This is a genomic window from Nitrospirillum viridazoti CBAmc (assembly GCF_000730165.1).
GTDB classification, from domain to species: domain Bacteria; phylum Pseudomonadota; class Alphaproteobacteria; order Azospirillales; family Azospirillaceae; genus Nitrospirillum; species Nitrospirillum viridazoti.
Window position 1 is genome coordinate 18,178 of sequence record NZ_CP022110.1, and the last position, 17,920, is coordinate 36,097.

The window sequence follows — 17,920 nt, forward strand, 5'->3', positions numbered from 1 at the left end:
CGACCATGGCACCCACCGGCCAGCCGCATTTCATGACCATCGCCCCGGGGACGGGGTTCGACGTCGACCTCGACCTTCGCTATGCCACGGCCGACAACCTGACGGGAAGCCCCCTATATAACCGGCCGACCTGCCTGCTACATCCGGCCGCCGCCGCCTGCCTGGCCCGGGCCGTCACCCGCGCCGGCGCGCTGGGCCTGCGGCTGCGCGTCTTCGACGCCTATCGCCCGCCGCAGGCACAGTGGGCGCTGTGGCGGGCCCTGCCGGATCCGGTGTTCATCGCCGACCCCCGCGAGGGCTCAAACCACACGCGCGGCGTGGCGGTGGATCTCACCCTGGCTCAAGGCGACGGCACACCGCTGGACATGGGCACGGGCTTCGACGACATGAGTCCGCGCGCCTATCACACCGACGATACGGTGCCGGCGGAGGTCCAGCGCAACCGCGCCCTACTGATGGGCATCATGGCCGTGGCGGGGTGGACGCACTACGCGCCGGAGTGGTGGCACTACCAACTGCCCGACGCCCACCGCTACCCGCTGGTGGACGACGGCGCCCTGGGGCCCTGCCTTTCGGCCCGAGGGTGACGGCCCGAGCCAGCGCCCAGGCCGTCCGGTCAGACCTCAAACGATGCTGCACGCTTCCTCGAACTCCAGCCGCGGCAGGCGTGGGAAGACCTTGGCTGGATCGCCATAGCCGATGTTGCATAGGAAGTTGGATTTCACCGTGCTGTCGGGGAAGAACTCGGCATCGACCTTGGCGTTGTCGAAGCCGGACATGGGGCCGCAGTCCAAGCCCAGGGAGCGGGCGGCCAGCATGAGGTAGGCACCCTGCAGGGTGCCGTTGCGGAAGGCCGTGGTGCGGGCCAGCTCCTCGCTGCTGGTGAACCAGGACCGCGCGTCGGCATGAGGGAACAGCCGGGGCAGCTGGTCATAAAAGGCCAAGTCATGGCCGATGATGGCGGTGACCGGCGCCTTCATCGTCTTTTCGGTGTTGTTGCCGGACAGGGCGGGCTTCAGCCGTTCCTTGCCCTCGGCCGAGGTCACGAAGACGACGCGGGCCGGGCTGCAGTTGGCACTGGTGGGGCCGAACTTGAACAGGTCATAGAGTTCGCGCAGCAGCGCCTCGGACACCGGCTTGTCGATCCAGCCGTTCTGGGTGCGCGCGGTACGGAACAGCAGGTCCTTGCCTGCCTCGGTCAAGGGTTCGCTCATGGGATCCGGTTTCCTGCCTGTGATTGTCCGGGTGGGGCCCCGAAGCATGCCGGGGGGAAGCATGCCGGGGGATCTGGGGCGCCGCAAGACTGCCGGCTTCGCGGCGCCCGGAAAATCAAGAAACCGTCAAGAGAGCGGGCGGGCCCGTGCAAGTGGGCCCGTCAGCTGGCCCGCTTCACCTGCACCACGATCTGTTGCGGCTCGTTGTGCAGCACAGCCTGGTCGAAATCGCGCAGGTTGTTGGTGCGGATGAGGGAGCGCACGGCCTTCACATAGACCGGGCCCAGCTCGGAATACTTATCCAGCGTGTTCAGCAGCAGCATGGTGTCCAGCGGCTTCCCCTGTCGGCGCAGGCTGGCGCGGGTGGCACGGAACTGGGCGTAGGCGTCGTGCGTGTTCAGGTTCTGCATGTAGACGCGCACGCATTCCAGCAGATCCTCGAACTTGCGGAAGCGCGAAGTGTCGCCGGGGTGACGGTTGCGGGGGGTGATGCCCTCCTTCTCCTCTTCCGACCAGGTCAGCTGGCCGAACAGGGCGTTGCCGTGCTGGGCGAAGCGGGAGGTGCCCCAGCCGCTTTCCTCTGCCGCCTGGGCCAGCGCCATGGATACCGGCACCACGTCCACCCGGCGCAGCAGGGCGTCCAGGTCGATCTTGCGGGCGGGATCCATGCCGTAGCGGGCCGCCAGCCGCGCCACCCACACCTGATCCAGCGGCGACATGGCGGCGCCGGGTGTGGGCGTTCCGGTGGTTTGGGCCGGGTCGGCGCCGCCGTGGGGCGTCACGCCCGCGGCCGGGGTACGGACGGCGGCGGTCACCACCGTGCCGCCGACGGGGGTATTGCCGGGGATGGGCGCTGTAGTGGCGGCCGCCTTGGCGGCGGCATCGGCCGGCACGCCCTTCATGCTGTCGCGCAACGCCATCAGGCGGGCGCGGTCCCGCTCGATCTCCTCATTCACCAGCAGCAGCAGGGGCAGCATGGTGTTCACGAAGATCTGCTTGCGGTCGTCCACGCTGTCCATCTTGCCCAAGTCGCGGGGCAGGCCCGCCAGCACAATGCGGGGCACGGGACGCTCGCCGGTGCGCACCTCGTCTAGCGTGAAATTCTTTTCCTTGAACAGGGCTAGCAGGTTCTGCGCGTCCAGCTTGGGCTGGACGGTCACGGGTTGCTGCACCTGGGCCACGGCCGGGGCGGCCGGGCGCGTCACGGGAATGATAAAACCGGTGGGTGCCAGAAGCGGACCGCTTCCGGACGCCAGCTCAGCGAGGGTTAACGGGAACACCGCGAAAACCATCACGAGCACGGAACCAATAGCCAGCCAGCGCTGCGCGGGAATCCCCGCAGTGTCGACCTTCGCCATTAATGAATGCTCCGAACAGTTACCGAGGAACGTCCAGACGCCCGCCCCATCGATCGCGTCCACAGCTCAGGGACATAGGGCGATCGGGGTACGCGTCCATGGGACGTTTTTGCTGCCGGAAATCAAATCCGGGATAATCCGTTCAGCCATGCCCAATGGGCCCGCCACTATGTGGGCCATTCTCCAGGCCGGCATGGCTGCACGGTACCTTACACCGTCGGGGGGACACGTCTCTGTCGGTCCCAATTCCCATCAGGTGCCGCCCACCAAACATCCTCCCCGTTCCGATCCGGGGGGTGGGCGGCGCGCATACTAGCGGGCAGCGCGCACTTCGACAACCTCAGGAATGTAATAACGCAGCATGTTTTCGATGCCGGCCTTCAATGTCGCGGTCGAGCTGGGGCAGCCCGCGCATGAACCCTTCATGGTCAGGTAGACCACGCCCTTGTCGAAACCGTGGAAAGTGATGTCGCCACCATCCTGCGCCACGGCCGGACGCACGCGGGTGTCCAGCAATTCCTTGATCTGGGTGATGATCTCGGAATCTTCTTCTTCACCTTCGCTGTGGCCGTCTTCCGCCTCGTCCAGCAGGACGGGGCGTTCGGCGGCGAAATGCTCCATGATCCGGCCCAGGATCTGGGGCTTCAGCGTGAACCAATCCTGGCTTCCGCCCTTGGTAACGGTGACGAAATCACCGCCCAGGAAGACGCGTTCCACGCCATCGACATCGAACAGCGCCTGCGCCAGGGGAGAGCGGTCGGCAGCCGTCCGGTCGGCGAAGTCGGCCGTTCCCCGCGCCAACACCTCCCGGCCCGGAATGAACTTCAGGGTGGCCGGATTGGGGGTGTCCTCGGTCTGGATGAACATTCGGAAAACCTTGAAAGACAATACGGAAATGCGGATTTAAAATACGGCAGCGCGCCGTATGTGCACCAGCATTTTAGCCAAAATGGGGCGACTGTCCGCCAATATCAAGGCGTCCCGTCACAGACCCGGTCTGCACGACCCCGCGCCGGGACTGGCACGGCCGCAAAACAAGCCGCGAAAACCCTCGGAAACGCCTGGAATTAGTGCCTCTGGCGACGCGATGCCGCGCCCGCGATTGCGAGTGCTGGTGGATTTTAAAAGGTCGGATTTTCAAAAGCGGAATGACCGCCATCACCGCTTTTAAAAATCCCGGTCACAGTTTTAAAACAGGCCGCCCATCCATATCGCGACCGCAAGAATACCGGTCCGGCCGTGCATCAGGTGATCAAATCCAGCTGCAGGTCATTCAGCGAGCCGGGAACGATGGTGATGGGGATGCGCAGCGTGCCGGACATCTTGCCCACGATATAGGTGATTAGGGGGCCGGGCCCGGCGGTGCCGGTGCCGGCGGCCAGCACCAGAATGGAGATGGTGGGTTCCTCCGCGATCAGGGCCAGCAGCTCGTCGCGGGTGTCGCCCTCGCGTAGGTAGATCGCCGGGGGGGAGCCGCAGATGTCCACCACGTCGCGGGCCAGGCGCTGCAGCAGCTGCTCCGCCTCCTCGCGCCGTTCCTGGCGCATCAGGTCCTCCACCGCCGCCCAGTGCTGGAAGTCGCCGGGTTCGATACAGTGCATCAGGGCGACGCGGCCACCGGTGCTGCGGGCCCGCCGGGCGGCGTAGTGCAGGGCGACGGTCATCTCCTCCGTTTCATCCACCACCACCAGGAAGATGCGGGTCTGGCAGGCGGCGGGAGCGGCGCTCAGCGCGGAGGCGGGATCTTCGGTGGACATGGGACAGCACCCCTCTGCTCAACGGTTGGAACGAACAGGCCTCAGCCCTTGCGGAAGACGCTGCCGGCCAGCCAGCCGGCGCCCACCGCCAACAGCACGCCCAGCAGGCCATAGACCAGGCCGTTGTGCTGGGCGAAGTCGAAGATGTCGGCGGAGAAGCCGATCTTGCTGACGGCCAGCGGCGTGGTCTGAGCCCCCACCACGTCCTGGTCGCGGATGAGATAGACGCTGACGGTGTACAGCCCGATCGGCACGTTGGCCGGAAAGCTGATGGAGGTGCGGAACAGGCGCTGGCCCAGGAAGACCACCTCCCCCACTTCGGTGCCGTACAGCCCCTCGCGCTGCTTGTTGCGGATCAGGGCGGCGCGGAATTCCGTCACCGTGGCCGCGTCGACGTCGGCGCGCGGCAGCATGCGCACATGATCAAGCCCGATTTCATGGCGCTGGGCAACCGCCGGCGGCAGCAGCGCGTCCAGCGGCTTGTTGCTGGCGACGCCGTAGAAACCAGGCACGTGGGAGAATTTCAGGGTCTCGTTGTTGATCCAGATGCCGGCCATGCGGTCCTTGCGCCGCACGGTCTGCGAGGTTTCCGGCCCCTCGATCACCACGGCGACGTCGCCCGGCTGGTCGATGGCGCCAAACAGCACAACGTCGGTGCCGGTGAAGCCGGTGGTGATGGCGATCAAGTGGCTGGACAGGTCGGCCACCAGGGTCTGGGCCCGCACCGGTGTCCAAGTTGCCAGCAACGCCAGCACAGCCATCGCCCCGCCCCAGCGCCGCGCCCTCATTTCGGGCCCGCCGTAGTGGTGATGGAATAGAGGTCGTCCGGGGTCAGCACCAGGTCCACTGCCAGCTTGACGGCCACCCCCAGCACGGTCAGGGCCAGCAGGGCGCGGGCCTGTTCGCCCTTGAGATAGCCGCTGGCGCGCGAGCCCAACTGGGCCCCCAGCACGCCACCGATCAGCAGCATCATGGCCAGCAGGATGTCCACCGTGTGGTTGGTGGCGGCCTGAAGGACGGCGGCGACCGCCGTGGTCAGGATGATCTGCAGCAGCGAGGTGCCGGCCACCAGGGTGGTGGGCATGCCCAGGATGTAGATCATGGCCGGCACTAGCAGGAAGCCGCCGCCGATGCCCATGATGGCCACCAGCACGCCGCCGATGAAGCCGATGCCCACCGGCAGCAGCACGCTGATGTACAGGCGCGAGCGGGGGAAGCGCATCTTGAACGGCAGGCCATGCAGCCAGGTGTGGTGGTGCAGCTTGCCCCTCGTCGCCCCCTTGCGCCGGCCACGGAACAGGGCGCGCACGCTTTCCATCAGCATCAGGCCGCTGATGCCGCCCAGGAAGATGACGTAGGACAGGGAGATGACCAGGTCGATATGGCCCAGGCGCTGCAACATGCCGAACAGCATGACGCCCAGCACGGTGCCGACGATGCCGCCGGCCTGCATCACCAGGCCCAGCTTCACATCCACGTTGCGCTTGCGCCAATGGTACATAACGCCGGAGACGCCGGCCCCCACCAGCTGGTTGGCTTGGGTGCCCACCGCCACCGCCGGCGGCACGCCGATGAAGATCAAGAGCGGCGTCATGAGGAAGCCGCCGCCCACGCCGAACAGGCCCGACAGGAAGCCGACCATGGCCCCCAGGCCCAGGACCCAGAAGACGTTGACCGACATCTCGGCGATCGGCAGGTAGATTTGCATGGGACCCTTAAGGCGTGCCGGCCACGGGTCCAACTCTACCCGAGCGGCGGCACGCGGGCCATGGCCCTTGCCGTCGCGCCCAAAGAAAAACGGCACGGGAACAGGTCCCATGCCGTTGATCTCAAAGTACCGAACCTTTGCGCGGCTCAGGGCCGCAGCAGGCCCACGATGTCCTTCACCTCGGCCATGGTCCGGGCCGCGATCTCATTGGCCTTGTCGGCCCCCTTGCGCAGGATCCGGTCCAGCTCGGCCGGGTCGCCCAGCAGCTGGTTCATCTTGTCGGTGATGGGCGACAGCTTGGCCACCGCCAGGTCGCACAGATCGGCCTTGAAGGCGGAGAAGGTGGCGCCGGCGTGGCGGGACAGGGCGTCCTGCTTGGAGATGTTCTCCAGCGCCGCGTAGATGGTGACCAGGTTGTCGGCCTCGGCCCGCTTAGCCAATTCCTCCAGCGTGGCCGGCAACGGCTCCGGATCGGTCTTGGCCTTGCGGATCTTCAGGGCGATGGCGTCGGCGTCATCGGTCAGGTTGATGCGGCTGTAATCGGACTCGTCCGACTTGCTCATCTTCTTGGTGCCGTCGCGCAGGCTCATCACCCGGGTCGCCTCCCCCAGGATCTGCGGTTCCGGCAGGGGGAACACGTCCTTCTCATAGAAGCGGTTGAAGGCACCGGCGATGTCGCGGGCCAGTTCCAGGTGTTGCTTCTGGTCCTCACCCACCGGCACGTGGGTCGCCTTGTACAGCAGGATGTCGGCGGCCATCAGCACGGGATAGGCGTAGAGGCCCAGGGCCGCCATGTCCTTCTGCTTGCCCGCCTTCTCCTTGAACTGGGTCATGCGGTTCAGCCAGCCCATGGGGGTGTGGCAGGAGAAGATCCAGGCCAGTTCGGAATGACCCGACACGGCCGACTGGTTGTAGATCAGGTTGCGGTCGGGATCGATGCCGGCGGCGATGTAGGCTGCGGCCACGGCGCGGATGTTCTTGGTCAGCGTCGGCGCGTCCTGCGGCAGCGTCAGGGCGTGCAGATCCACGACACAGAAGATGCATTCATACTGGTCCTGCAAGGCCACCCAGTTCCGCAGCGCGCCCAGGTAATTGCCGAGATGGAGCAGGCGGGTCGGCTGCATGCCGGAGAAGATGCGGTTCATGGATATGGCCTTGGCAGGAAGATAAAACCGGATGGCGAAGGTAGGGCCCCGGCCCCCTGGCGGTCAAGCCGGGCCGGGCGGTCCCCTCAGCCGCCTCACTTCCGTCTACGCCGCAGGCGGGCCAGGAAGTCGGAAATGACGACGCCGCGCAGGGCCACCACGGCGATGCCGTAGACCGTCAGGCCCGCCGTCACCAGCACCGCCAGCGCCGGCACGCGCACCCAGACGCTGTCCACGAAATACGGATCCAGCACCGTCGCCAGGGGGATCAGGCAGCCTGCCATGACCAGGCTGGCCGCCAGGATGCGCGGCGCCCGGGTCAGCAGCTGGCGGTCCAGCCGCAGCCAGCCGCGACGGGCCAGCGATAGGGCCAGCAGGCCGATGTTGCCCCAGGCGGTGATGGTGCTGGCGAGCGCGATACCGACATGGGCCAGCGGCGTGTACAGCGCCAGCACCGTGGCCAGGACCATGTTGCCCACCAGGGTGGCGATGGCGATGCGCATGGGGGTGCGCGTGTCCTGGTGGGCGAAATAGATGGCCGTCAGCACCTTGGACGCGACATAGGCCGGGATGCCGGGGGCGTAGACGGCCAGGGCCAGGGCGGTCTGGTGCGCCTCTGCCAGGCCGAAGCGGCCGCCATGGAACAGCGCCTTGTAGATGGGCTCCGGCACCAGGCCTAGGGCGAAGGCCGCCGGCAGGGCCAGCAGCAGGCCGAACTCGATACCCCGGCTGACATGGTGGTCGATGGCGTCCCGTTCCCCACCCTGGACATGCCGGGACAGGGTGGGCAGGAGGGCGGTGCCGATGGCGATGCCGATGACGCCCAGCGGCAGCTGGTTCAGGCGGTCGGCATAATAAAGGTAGGAGATGGAGCCCGAGGGCAGCAGCGACGCCACGTGCGTGCCGATGATCAGGTTGATCTGGATGACGCTGGCGCTGATGGCACCCGGCACCATCTGGCGGAACAGGCGCCTCAGATCCGGCGTCAGGCGCGGCCAGGTGATGCGCAGCGCCACCCCCGCCCGGTGGCATGACACCGCCAGCCAGATCATCTGCACCATGCCGGAGATGGTCAGGCCCCAGGCCTGGCCCAGATTGGCCTCCAGATGCAGCCAGACGGTGCAGCCCAGCGCCGCTATCATGCAGATGTTGAAGGCGATGGGCGCCGCCGCCCCCGGCGCGAAGCGGCCCAGCGCGTTCAGTACGCCGGTCTGCAGGGCGGTGATGGAGATGAACATCAGGTAGGGGAAGGTGATGCGCCCCAGCTCCACCAACCGGGAAAAGTGTTCCGGCTGGTCGGCGTAGCCGCTGGCCAAGCCCAGCATCACCCAGGGCATGGCCATCATCACCAATGCTGTGATGGGCAGCAGCACCAGCACCATGAAGGACAGCGCCTGGTCGGCGAACTGGTCCGCCGGCCCCCGCCCCCGCGCCTTCAGATCGGCCGAGTACATGGGCACGAAGCTGACGGTGAAGGCCCCTTCCGCGAACATGGAACGGAAGTAATTGGGCAGGCGCTGCGCCACGATGAAGATATCGGCCGACACCCCCGCCCCCAGCACCCAGGCGGTCAGCAGGTCACGGATGAACCCGCCGACGCGGGAGATGAGGGTGAGGCCGCCAACGGTGGCGGTAGCGCGCGCGAAGCTCATGGTCGCGGAGTATATGAAAACTGGCGAGGGTACCAGTTTTCATGTTTCCTCAGGCGCCGGGCGCCGGCATCCGCCGACTTGGCTTCCTCACTTTTCAGTCCGCTGACGCTCCCCGAAAAGCTCCGGCGGCCCCGGTCGGGGCCTAGGGAAAACTGAAACAGGCCCAGACCACGCAGCACGTCGTTGACCTCACTCCGCCGCCGCCGCGGTGCGGCGCCGGGCGGCCGGCTTGGCCTTGGGCTGTTCGGCAGCCGGGTCCGGCTCGTCCAGCACGGCCAGCAGTTCCTTGCGGATCTGGGTCAGCTTGGCCTCGTGCGCCACCTTCAGGCCGAAAATGTCCTTCACATAGAACACGTCGACCGCCGCGTTGCCGTAGGTCGAGATCTTGGCCGAGGCGATCTGCAGGTTCAGCGCCGTCAGCGCCCGGGTCAGGTCATACAGCAGACCCGGCCGGTCGCGACCGTTGACCTCGATGACGGTGTAGCCGGCGCTGGCCTTGTTATCGACCAGCACGCGCGGCGGCACGCGGAACACCCGGGTGCGCGACGGCAGGGGCGAGGCGCGCTTGGCCAGTTCCGGTGCCAGCTTGATGTCGCCGGCCAGCGCCTTTTCCACCGAGGACTTCAGGCGGGTGCGCTTTTCCCCGCTGTCGAAGCGGGTGCCGCTGGGCCCCGCCCCCTGCAGGGAGAAGACGTCCAGCGCCATGCCGTTGGTCATGGTGGTGATGCGGGCGTCGACGATGTCGCCGCCGGCCAGCGCCATGGCCCCCGCCAAGCGGGAGAACAGGCCGGCATGGTCGGCGGTGTAGATCGTCACCTCGGTCACCGAGCGGCCGGGGTCGTAGCGGGTCTCGATGGTCAGCGGCGCCTGTTTCGCCTCCGCCTCATGGATCAGGCGGGCGTGCTGGGCCAGGGTGGGCGGGTCGAAGGCCAGCCAGTAGTTGGGGTAGCCCAGCGCCAGATGGTGGTCGACATCGGCCGGCGCCCAATCTGTCAACTGGGCGCGCAACGCGCCTTGAGCGTTGACGATGCGCGCCTCGCGCCCATCGGCGCCGACGACGCCGCCGGACATCATTTCCTCCGCCCGCCAGTACAGCTGGCGCAGCAGCGTGGCTTTCCAGTTGTTCCAGCGGCCGGGGCCCACGGCGCGGATGTCGGCCACGGTCAGGACCAGCAGCAGCTTCAGGCGCTCCGGCGATTTCACGATATCGACGAAGTCGCGGATGGTCTTCTCGTCATCCAGGTCGCGCTTGAAGGCGACGATGGACATGGTCAGGTGCTGGCGCACCAGCCAGGCCACCGTCTCCGTCTCTTCCTCAGTCATGCCCAGGCGCGGGCACAGCTTTTCCGCCACCTTGGCGCCCAGGATGGAATGGTCGCCGCCCCGGCCCTTGGCCACGTCGTGCAGCAGCAGGGCCACCGACAGGGCGCGCTTGGAACTGAGGGTATGAATAACCTCGCAGGCCAGCGGCACCTCGTCCTTCAGGTTGCCCTTCTCGATGTCGTGCAGGATGCCCATGGCGAACAGCGTGTGCTCGTCCACCGTGAACATGTGGTACATGTCGTATTGCATCTGCGCCACGACCCGGCCGAAATCCGGCAGGAAACGGCCCAGCACCCCGGCCTCGTTCATGCGGCGTAGCGTGACCTCGGGATCCTTGCGCGACCCCAGGATTTCCAGGAACAGGCGGTTGGCCTCCGGATCATTGCGCACCTTGGGGCCCAAGGTGGAGATGGAGCGCGCCAGCGCCCGCAGCGCCTTGGGATGGATGTCCAGGTTATGCCACTGCGCCACGCGGAACAGGCGCACCATGTCCACCGGCTTGTCGCGGAAATGTCGCTCGTCACGGATGCTGAGGCGGCCGTTGTCGATGACGAAGCCTTCCAACTCGCTGGGCTTCACACGCCGCAGGAAGGCGAAGCGGGGCGGCCGCTGGCTTTCCTGTTCCAGGGTGGCACAGAGGATGCGGGTGAGATCCCCCACGTCCTTGGCCATCAGGAAATAGTGCTTCATGAAGCGTTCGACATCGCTGGTGCCGGCGTGGTCGGTGTAGCCCAGCCGCCGCGCCATCTCACCCTGCACGTCGAAGGTCAGCCGATCCTCGCCCCGGCCGGTCAGGTAGTGCAGGTGACAGCGGCAGGTCCACAGGAAGTTCTGCGCCTTGGCGAAGCGCTGCGCCTCCTCGGCCAGCAGCACGCCGTTGGCCACCAGATCCTTCACCTTGTCGACCTGATAGACGTACTTGGCAATCCAGAACAGGGTCTGCAGGTCGCGCAGACCGCCCTTGCCTTCCTTCACGTTCGGTTCCAGCACATAGCGGCTGTCGCAGAACTTCAGGTGGCGGCTGTCGCGCTCGGCCAGCTTGGCCTCGATGAAGGCGGGACCGGTGTTGGCCACCACCTCTTTGGTGAAGCGCTTGCGGAACTCCGCGTACAGCTTGTCGTCACCATAGAGGAAGCGGGCCTCCAGCAGGCTGGTGCGGATGGTGATATCGGCCAGGGCCTGGCGCACGCATTCATCCACCGAACGCACGGCATGGCCGACCTTCAGGCCCATGTCCCACAGCAGATAAAGGACGTATTCCACCACCTGCTCGATGCGCGGCGTGCGCTTGTAGGGCAGCAGGAACAACAGGTCGACGTCGGAGAAGGGCGCCATCTCCTTGCGGCCATAGCCACCGGTGGCCACCACGGCGAACTGCTCACCGCGCGTCGGACCGGCGGTGGGAAAGACGCGGTGCAGGGCGAAATCGGCCAGCGACACGACGATGGCGTCGGTCAGGGCCGTGGCCTCGCGCAGGCAGACTTCCCCCCGGCCGCCATTTTCCAGCCGGCGGCGGATGAGGGCGCGGCCCTGGTCCAGGGTCTGCCGCATCAGGGCCAGGATGCCGGCGCGCAGGGCGTCCGGCCGCAGGTCACCATCCGCCAGGTTGGCCATGCGGGTGGTCAGCGCCTCGGCCGTGGGCAGCGCCTCCGGCAAGGCGGTTTCATCCAGCGGGGCGGAGTCCGGCTTGGTCAGGGCGGTTTTGGCGACAGGGGACATGGCGCGGCGAATCTCTGGCAAAGCCCGGCGGTTCCAGCCGGCCGGGCGGGCACCATCCAGGGTCGGGGCACCAGCAGCGCGGGTCCCGGGACGGACCGGGAGTATGGCACAAACTTTTTCCCACGCATCACCCCATGCGCGGCCCGATGCCTTCGCTAGCCGTTTGCGCCCGGACTCTTTTCCGGGCCCAGCCGTTTCTTTGTCCATCACCGCGGCGTCATCGGCTCCCGATGTGCCGGCGGACCCATCCCTGCCCATATGTCCCATGGCAGCCTCCCGGATCTTGTTGTTCCGTTTTCAGGCTTCAGGCTGACTTGATCCTGACACGCGCCCTTCCCTGTCATCGGGCACGCGCTTCACGCCGGTTTATCCCGCCCCCTCCATGCCCCGGCGCGGCAGCAGGCGCGGGACCAGCGACAAACGGCGGGCGTTGGCCGAGGCGGCGCGGTGGATGGGTGCCAGGCCCAGGCCGCCCAGGCGGCTGGTGGCGTGGCTGAAACGGGTGAAGGCGCCGGTGGCGGCGCGCAGGGTGGAGGTGACCAGCCGGCGCTCCGCCGTCACCCAGTCCCCGGGATGCCAGGACGACCAGGCGGCGCGGGCGAATTCGCCTAGCGCGTCGACCTGATGGTCGCGCCAGCGCCACCAGGCGTCGTGGAAGGCGCGCATGCCCCCCACCAGGGCCAGGGCGGAGTCCGTGAAGGCCTCGACCTTTTCGCGGCCCATGCGTTCGAATTCGGGATTGGTGCCCAGCGCCACCGGGTCGCCGCCGGTCTGGGCCAGCAAGCCCAGGCGCGCCGTGATGGTGTGGGCGGAGGCGAAGGCGGTCTCATGCACCCGGGTCGCCACCCGGTCCAGTTCCACCTGGGCCCGCTTCAGATGCATGGCTTCCGGCGTGCCGGGGATAACCATGCCGATGCGCCCCTTGCCCGCCCTTTTGGCCGGACGCGGGGCGGTGGGGTAAGGGATATGCCGATCCGGCATGGTGAGCGCTCCCTTATGTTGCGCCGCGATAGTGCGCCGCAACATTATGGGAAACGCTTCGTCGCGTCCATAAAGTAAGTGGGAACCGTCCCTCGATCCAAAGTCTAAGGACGCTGGCAGGGTAAAGGATCGGGGGCCGGTGTTGCAGCGGCACGGGACCAAGCCCGCACCGCCGCCCCACTTGGGCCGCCCCTCGGGTAGCGCCTCAACCGGCAGCGGCGGCCAGACCGGCGGCCAAATCGTCGCGCAGGTCGTCCGCGTCTTCCAGCCCCACGGAGAAACGCAGGGTGCCGGGGCTGATGCCCACCTTGGCCTTTTCCTCATCGGTCAGGCGCTGGTGGGTGGTGGTGGCGTTGTGGGTGATCAGGCTCTTGGCGTCGCCCAGGTTGTTGGAGATCTTGATGATCTTCAGGGCGTTCAGCAGGCGGAACGCCGCCGCCTTCCCGCCCCTGACGTCGAAGGTGACCAGGGTGCCGCCGGCCTTCATCTGGCGCATGGCCAGTTCATGCTGCGGGTGGCTGGCCAGACCGGGGTACAGCACCGTCTCCACCGCCGGGTGGCTTTCCAGGAACTGGGCCAGCGCCAGGGCGGAAGCCGCCTGGGCGTTGACGCGCAACTCCAGCGTCTCCAGGCCCTTCAGCAGCACCCAGGCGTTGAAGGGGCTCATGGACGGACCGGTGTGGCGCAGGACGGGGGAGATCAGGGCCGCCACCTCGTCATCGCACAGCACGGCACCGCCCAGGCAGCGGCCCTGGCCGTCGATATGCTTGGTAGCGGAATAGACGACCACGTCGGCGCCCATGTCCTTGGGGCGCTGCAGCACCGGGGTGGCGAAGACATTGTCGACCACCACGCGGGCGCCGGCCTTGTGCGCCAGATCGGCCACGGCCGCCACGTCCACCACCTGCATCGTGGGGTTGCTGGGGCTCTCCAGGAAGACGACGGTGGCCGGGGTGGACAGCGCCTCTTCCCACTGTTTCAGGTCGGTACCTTCCACCAGGGTGCACTGGATGCCGTAGCGCGGCGCCAGATCCTTGATGATGTAGAGGCAGGAGCCGAACAGCGCGTGCGGCGCCACCACCCGGTCACCGGCCTTCAGCAGGCCCATGACCGCCAGGTTGACGGCCGCCATGCCGCTGGCCGTGGCGATACAGCGATTGAAGCCCTCATAGCCGGCCAGCCGTTCCTCCAGCATGGCCACGGTGGGGTTGCGGAAGCGGGAATAGACGAAGCGCGAGCCGTCGTTGACGAAGGCGGCCTCGGCCTCCTCGGCGCTGCCGTAGATGAAGCCCGAGGTGAGGAACAGGGCTTCGGAGGTTTCCTCGAAGCCGCTGCGGCGGGTGCCGCCGTGCACCAGCTGGGTGCGGGGGCGCAAGATGGCCGGGAAATTGGGATTGTCAGGCGTCTGGCCCATGGCCGTCACTCCGATAAGGCAACCGCGACCGGCAAGAGGCGGCAGCGTGGTCGGTGTACCTTATGTACGGCCCGACCTTTTAGCAGCTTGTTTAACGTGGTCTGCAAGCCGGTCAGCAAATCACCACGGGCTCTGGTTGTAGGCCGGCCTGTGGGCAAGCGTCAACGGCCACCTTGTCATCGCGACAATGCGCGGGACGGGATGGGGAACGGTGGGAAGGTCCGCTTGTTTTACCGAGGGGCGGTGCCCGCCGATGCCAGCGGCCATAATGCCCGGTTGCCGGCCGGCCGCTTCCGTGCTAGTCCCGCGCGCGTCAGTCCGCGTCGGCGGAATAGCTGATTTGCTTTTACCGGGAGTCCCAGACCTATGTCCGATGAGACCAGCCTGAACGGCGCCGCCCCCAATGGGAGCACCGACGGCGGCAATGGCGCCACCGCCACTGAAGGCGCCGGCATGCTGCCGCTGGTGGTCAATGCCCAATACGTCCGGGATCTGTCGTTCGAGAACCCGAACGCCCCGGCCAGCCTGATGAACGCCCAGCAGCCCAAGGTCGACCTGCAGGTCGACGTGCAGGCCCGCAACGTGGCGGAGAACGTGCACGAGGTGGCGCTGAATATCCGCGCCGAAGCCAGCCACGAAGGCCGCACCGCTTTTATCGTCGAGCTGTCGTACGCCGGCATCTTCTCCATGCCGCCCATGCCGCTGGACCAGACCCGCGCCGTGCTGCTGATCGAGGCGCCGCGCCTGCTGTTCCCCTTCGCCCGGTCCATCGTGTCGGACGCCGTGCGCGATGGCGGCTTCCCGCCGCTGATGCTGCAGCCCCTGGATTTCGTGGACCTCTATCGCCGGCAGGTGCTGGCGTCGGAGAAGCCGGAAGACATGGCCCAGGCCTGATCCCAGGGCCAGTCATTGACCAGGAGAACCGCCCGGCGCCCTACGGCCCGGGCGGTTTTCTTTTGGACTTTCAGCCACGCGCCGCGCGAATAAGCGCGTCCACCGTCACGGCATCGGCGCCGGCGGGTACCGCCGCCAGGGGCAGGCCGTGCCCGCCCAGACTAGACAGGGTTTCGGCCGTGCCGGCCACCACGTCCCAGTCGCTGGTGCTGGCCTTCAGCGCGCCTTGCGCCTCGCGCGCCGTGGCGGCCAGCGTCACCTCCAGCCCCAGGGTTTCCAACGCGCCGGCCAGGTGGGCCGGCGCACCGCCAACCAGCAGAACCCGGAGAGGGGAGATGGGGCGCTTGCGCGGCACCCTGGCCACCAGCTGCCGCGCCTCTTCCGCCGCGGCCAGGATACGGGCGGCGAAGTCCTGTTCCTGCCCGCCGGCAGGGAGATCCGCCGCCAGCAGGGTGGAATAGCCGTGGATGGCCGTCAGCAGGTTGTTGAGGTCATGGATAAAGGTGGCGGGAACCACCCGGCCCTCGGCGTCCCCCTTGCCGTCAGCTGGCAATACCCATCTCCACCGCGCGCATCACCGCCTGGGTGCGGTTCTTGGCGCCCAGCTTGCGGCAGATGCCCCGCACGTGCAGCTTCACCGTCACCTCTTCCAGTTCCAGCGAGCGCGCGATTTCCTTGTTGGAGCGGCCCTGCAGAAGATAGTCCAGCACCTCGCGCTCACGCCGGGTGAAGCTGGCGCCGTCGGCCGTGTCGGCGGTGTTGACGTCGGCCGGGATGAACCGCTCACCCGCCAGCATGGTCTGGATGGCGGACAGCAATTCCGTGGCGCTCAAGGTCTTGGGCAGGAAGCCGACGGCACCCCGAGTGAAGGCGCCCCGGATCTCATCCGGCCGGGCCAGGCCCGACATCAGCGCCACCTTCAGCAGGGGGAATTCGGTGCGCACGCGCTGCAGGCCGTCCAGACCATTCATCCCCGGCATGCGCAGATCCAGGATCAGCAGGTCGATGGCCTTGTCCTGCCGCAGGGCGACGACGGCCTCATCCACGCTGGCGGCCCCTACGACGACCGCGCCCGGCGCCTGTCTTTCGATGTGAGAAGACAACGCGTCGCGCACCAGACCATGGTCATCGGCAATCAGTAAGCGCATGTGAGACGACCCCCGCGGTTGCTCTATCCAAAAGGATAGACCAATAACCCCTGCTATTTGAACCTTTTTTCAGCGTCGGCAAGGGTTGCGCAAGCAGAAATTTCTTATCGAACGTAATGGAATGTGACCAGTTCGCAATTAAGCCGATGAAACCACGAAAAACCGTGGATCTTGGTTAATTCTCTGTTCATTTCCGAAACAGTGTTTTTACTGACAATAAAAAGGGCGCCACCGCATAGCAATGGCGCCCTTGATATCGATACTGGAATTCTTCTTACTGGTTCATGCTCTCGAAGAATTCGGAATTCTGCTTGCTCTGCTTGAGCTTGTCGATGAGGAATTCCACCGCGTCGGTGGCACCCATCGGGTTCAAGATACGGCGTAGGATCCACATCTTGGCCATGGTGCCCTTTTCCACCAGCAGCTCTTCCTTGCGGGTGCCCGACTTCTGGATGTCGATGGCCGGGAAGACACGCTTGTCCGACAGCTTGCGGTCGAGGACGATTTCCGAGTTACCGGTGCCCTTGAACTCTTCGAAGATGACCTCGTCCATGCGTGAGCCGGTGTCGATCAGCGCGGTGGCGATGATGGTCAGGCTGCCGCCTTCCTCGATGTTGCGGGCGGCGCCGAAGAAGCGCTTGGGGCGCTGCAGGGCGTTGGCGTCCACACCGCCGGTCAGCACCTTGCCCGAGGACGGCACCACCGTGTTGTAGGCGCGGGCCAGGCGGGTGATGCTGTCCAGCAGGATGACGACGTCGCGCTTGTGCTCCACCAGGCGCTTGGCCTTCTCCAGCACCATCTCCGTCACCTGGACGTGGCGGGTCGCCGGCTCGTCGAAGGTGGAGCTGATGACCTCGCCCCGGACGGAGCGGGCCATGTCGGTCACTTCTTCCGGACGCTCATCGATCAGCAGGACGATGAGGTAGACCTCGGGATGGTTGGTGGCGATGGAGTGGGCGATGTTCTGCAACATCACCGTCTTGCCGGTACGGGGCGGCGCCACGATCAGGGCGCGCTGGCCCTTGCCCAGCGGGGCCACCAGGTCGATGACCCGGGTGGTCATGTCCTTCTTGTTGCGGACCGGATCCTCGATTTCCAGCTTCAGCCGCTCTTCCGGGTAGAGCGGGGTCAGGTTGTCGAAGTTGATGCGGTGACGCACCTTGTCCGGGTGGTCGAAGTTGATCGAGCCGACCTTCAGCAGGGCGAAATAGCGCTCACCATCCTTGGGCGAGCGGATCTGGCCTTCCACCGTGTCGCCGGTGCGCAGGCCGAAGCGGCGCACCTGGCTGGGGCTGACATAGATGTCGTCGGGACCCGGCAGATAGTTGCTTTCGGGCGAGCGCAGGAAACCGAAGCCGTCCTGCAGAACCTCCAGCACGCCTTCGCCGAAGATAGGGACGTCGTTTTCGGCCAGCTGCTTCAGGATGGCGAACATCATGTCCTGCTTACGCAGGGTGCCCGCGTTCTCAATCTGCAGCTCTTCCGCGAACGCCAGCAGCTCGGCGGGCGACTTGGCCTTTAACTCTTGGAGATTCATCTTCGTCCTGTCGAGAGCCCCGGGAATGATGACGACGGCTTGGCCGCCGGCCCCGGACTCATGGAATAGG

Annotated in this window: 16 protein-coding genes and 1 riboswitch; of the genes, 2 read left to right on the plus strand and 14 right to left on the minus strand. The window is 66.5% G+C overall.

The window, feature by feature from the left end:
* The first annotated feature begins 5 nt into the window (after nt 1-5).
* The gene (ddpX, locus tag Y958_RS00100; protein ID WP_211098501.1) at nt 6-587 is read left to right on the plus strand and encodes a D-alanyl-D-alanine dipeptidase; all 582 of its coding nucleotides are present in this window, start codon (nt 6-8) and stop codon (nt 585-587) included.
* Between the two features lie 36 nt (nt 588-623).
* Here the strand turns inward: ddpX and Y958_RS00105 are convergent, their stop codons facing one another.
* From Y958_RS00105 to metZ, 11 genes are all read right to left on the minus strand, one after another.
* Nucleotides 624-1,214 (minus strand): malonic semialdehyde reductase, encoded by a 591-nt coding sequence (locus tag Y958_RS00105; RefSeq protein WP_088870417.1) that lies wholly within the window; start codon nt 1,212-1,214, stop codon nt 624-626.
* 161 nt (nt 1,215-1,375) lie between these two features.
* Entirely contained in the window at nt 1,376-2,419 is a 1,044-nt protein-coding gene (locus Y958_RS00110) for a glucosaminidase domain-containing protein (RefSeq protein WP_186291195.1), read from the minus strand.
* Nucleotides 2,420-2,884: 465 nt separating this feature from the next.
* Complete coding sequence (locus tag Y958_RS00115) at nt 2,885-3,439, minus strand: NifU family protein (protein ID WP_004271492.1); 555 nt, start codon at nt 3,437-3,439, stop codon at nt 2,885-2,887.
* A gap of 377 nt (nt 3,440-3,816) precedes the next feature.
* On the minus strand, nt 3,817-4,329 hold the full coding sequence (locus Y958_RS00120) for a universal stress protein (protein ID WP_040842786.1): 513 nt from the start codon (nt 4,327-4,329) through the stop codon (nt 3,817-3,819).
* A gap of 41 nt (nt 4,330-4,370) precedes the next feature.
* The gene (locus Y958_RS00125) at nt 4,371-5,090 is read right to left on the minus strand and encodes a TIGR02186 family protein (protein ID WP_088870419.1); all 720 of its coding nucleotides are present in this window, start codon (nt 5,088-5,090) and stop codon (nt 4,371-4,373) included.
* Between the two features lie 23 nt (nt 5,091-5,113).
* Entirely contained in the window at nt 5,114-6,037 is a 924-nt protein-coding gene (locus Y958_RS00130; RefSeq protein WP_004271490.1) for a sulfite exporter TauE/SafE family protein, read from the minus strand.
* A 146-nt stretch (nt 6,038-6,183) separates the two neighbouring features.
* Nucleotides 6,184-7,182, minus strand: coding sequence for a tryptophan--tRNA ligase (trpS, locus tag Y958_RS00135; RefSeq protein ID WP_088870420.1), 999 nt, complete (start codon nt 7,180-7,182; stop codon nt 6,184-6,186).
* A gap of 95 nt (nt 7,183-7,277) precedes the next feature.
* On the minus strand, nt 7,278-8,834 hold the full coding sequence (gene murJ / locus Y958_RS00140; protein WP_088870421.1) for a murein biosynthesis integral membrane protein MurJ: 1,557 nt from the start codon (nt 8,832-8,834) through the stop codon (nt 7,278-7,280).
* A gap of 189 nt (nt 8,835-9,023) precedes the next feature.
* Nucleotides 9,024-11,876, minus strand: coding sequence for a [protein-PII] uridylyltransferase (locus Y958_RS00145; protein ID WP_088870422.1), 2,853 nt, complete (start codon nt 11,874-11,876; stop codon nt 9,024-9,026).
* 366 nt (nt 11,877-12,242) lie between these two features.
* The gene (locus Y958_RS00150; protein WP_050897889.1) at nt 12,243-12,857 is read right to left on the minus strand and encodes a hypothetical protein; all 615 of its coding nucleotides are present in this window, start codon (nt 12,855-12,857) and stop codon (nt 12,243-12,245) included.
* Between the two features lie 205 nt (nt 12,858-13,062).
* Nucleotides 13,063-14,271, minus strand: coding sequence for an O-succinylhomoserine sulfhydrylase (gene metZ, locus Y958_RS00155; protein ID WP_088870423.1), 1,209 nt, complete (start codon nt 14,269-14,271; stop codon nt 13,063-13,065).
* A 59-nt stretch (nt 14,272-14,330) separates the two neighbouring features.
* Nucleotides 14,331-14,408: riboswitch (SAM riboswitch) on the minus strand.
* 316 nt (nt 14,409-14,724) lie between these two features.
* Between metZ and secB the strand changes: the two genes are divergently transcribed.
* Complete coding sequence (secB, locus tag Y958_RS00160; protein WP_086008748.1) at nt 14,725-15,165, plus strand: protein-export chaperone SecB; 441 nt, start codon at nt 14,725-14,727, stop codon at nt 15,163-15,165.
* A gap of 70 nt (nt 15,166-15,235) precedes the next feature.
* On the opposite strand, the gene Y958_RS00165 is transcribed toward secB, so the two are convergent.
* From Y958_RS00165 to rho, 3 genes are all read right to left on the minus strand, one after another.
* Nucleotides 15,236-15,718 carry a hypothetical protein gene (locus Y958_RS00165; protein WP_088870424.1) on the minus strand — a complete coding sequence of 161 codons (483 nt, stop codon included), beginning with the start codon at nt 15,716-15,718 and terminating at the stop codon, nt 15,236-15,238.
* Nucleotides 15,708-16,313, minus strand: coding sequence for a response regulator (locus Y958_RS00170; protein WP_088870425.1), 606 nt, complete (start codon nt 16,311-16,313; stop codon nt 15,708-15,710). The genes Y958_RS00165 and Y958_RS00170 overlap by 11 nt, the downstream gene beginning before the upstream one ends.
* Nucleotides 16,314-16,587: 274 nt before the next feature.
* On the minus strand, nt 16,588-17,850 hold the full coding sequence (gene rho / locus Y958_RS00175) for a transcription termination factor Rho (protein ID WP_004271485.1): 1,263 nt from the start codon (nt 17,848-17,850) through the stop codon (nt 16,588-16,590).
* Nucleotides 17,851-17,920: the final 70 nt, after the last annotated feature.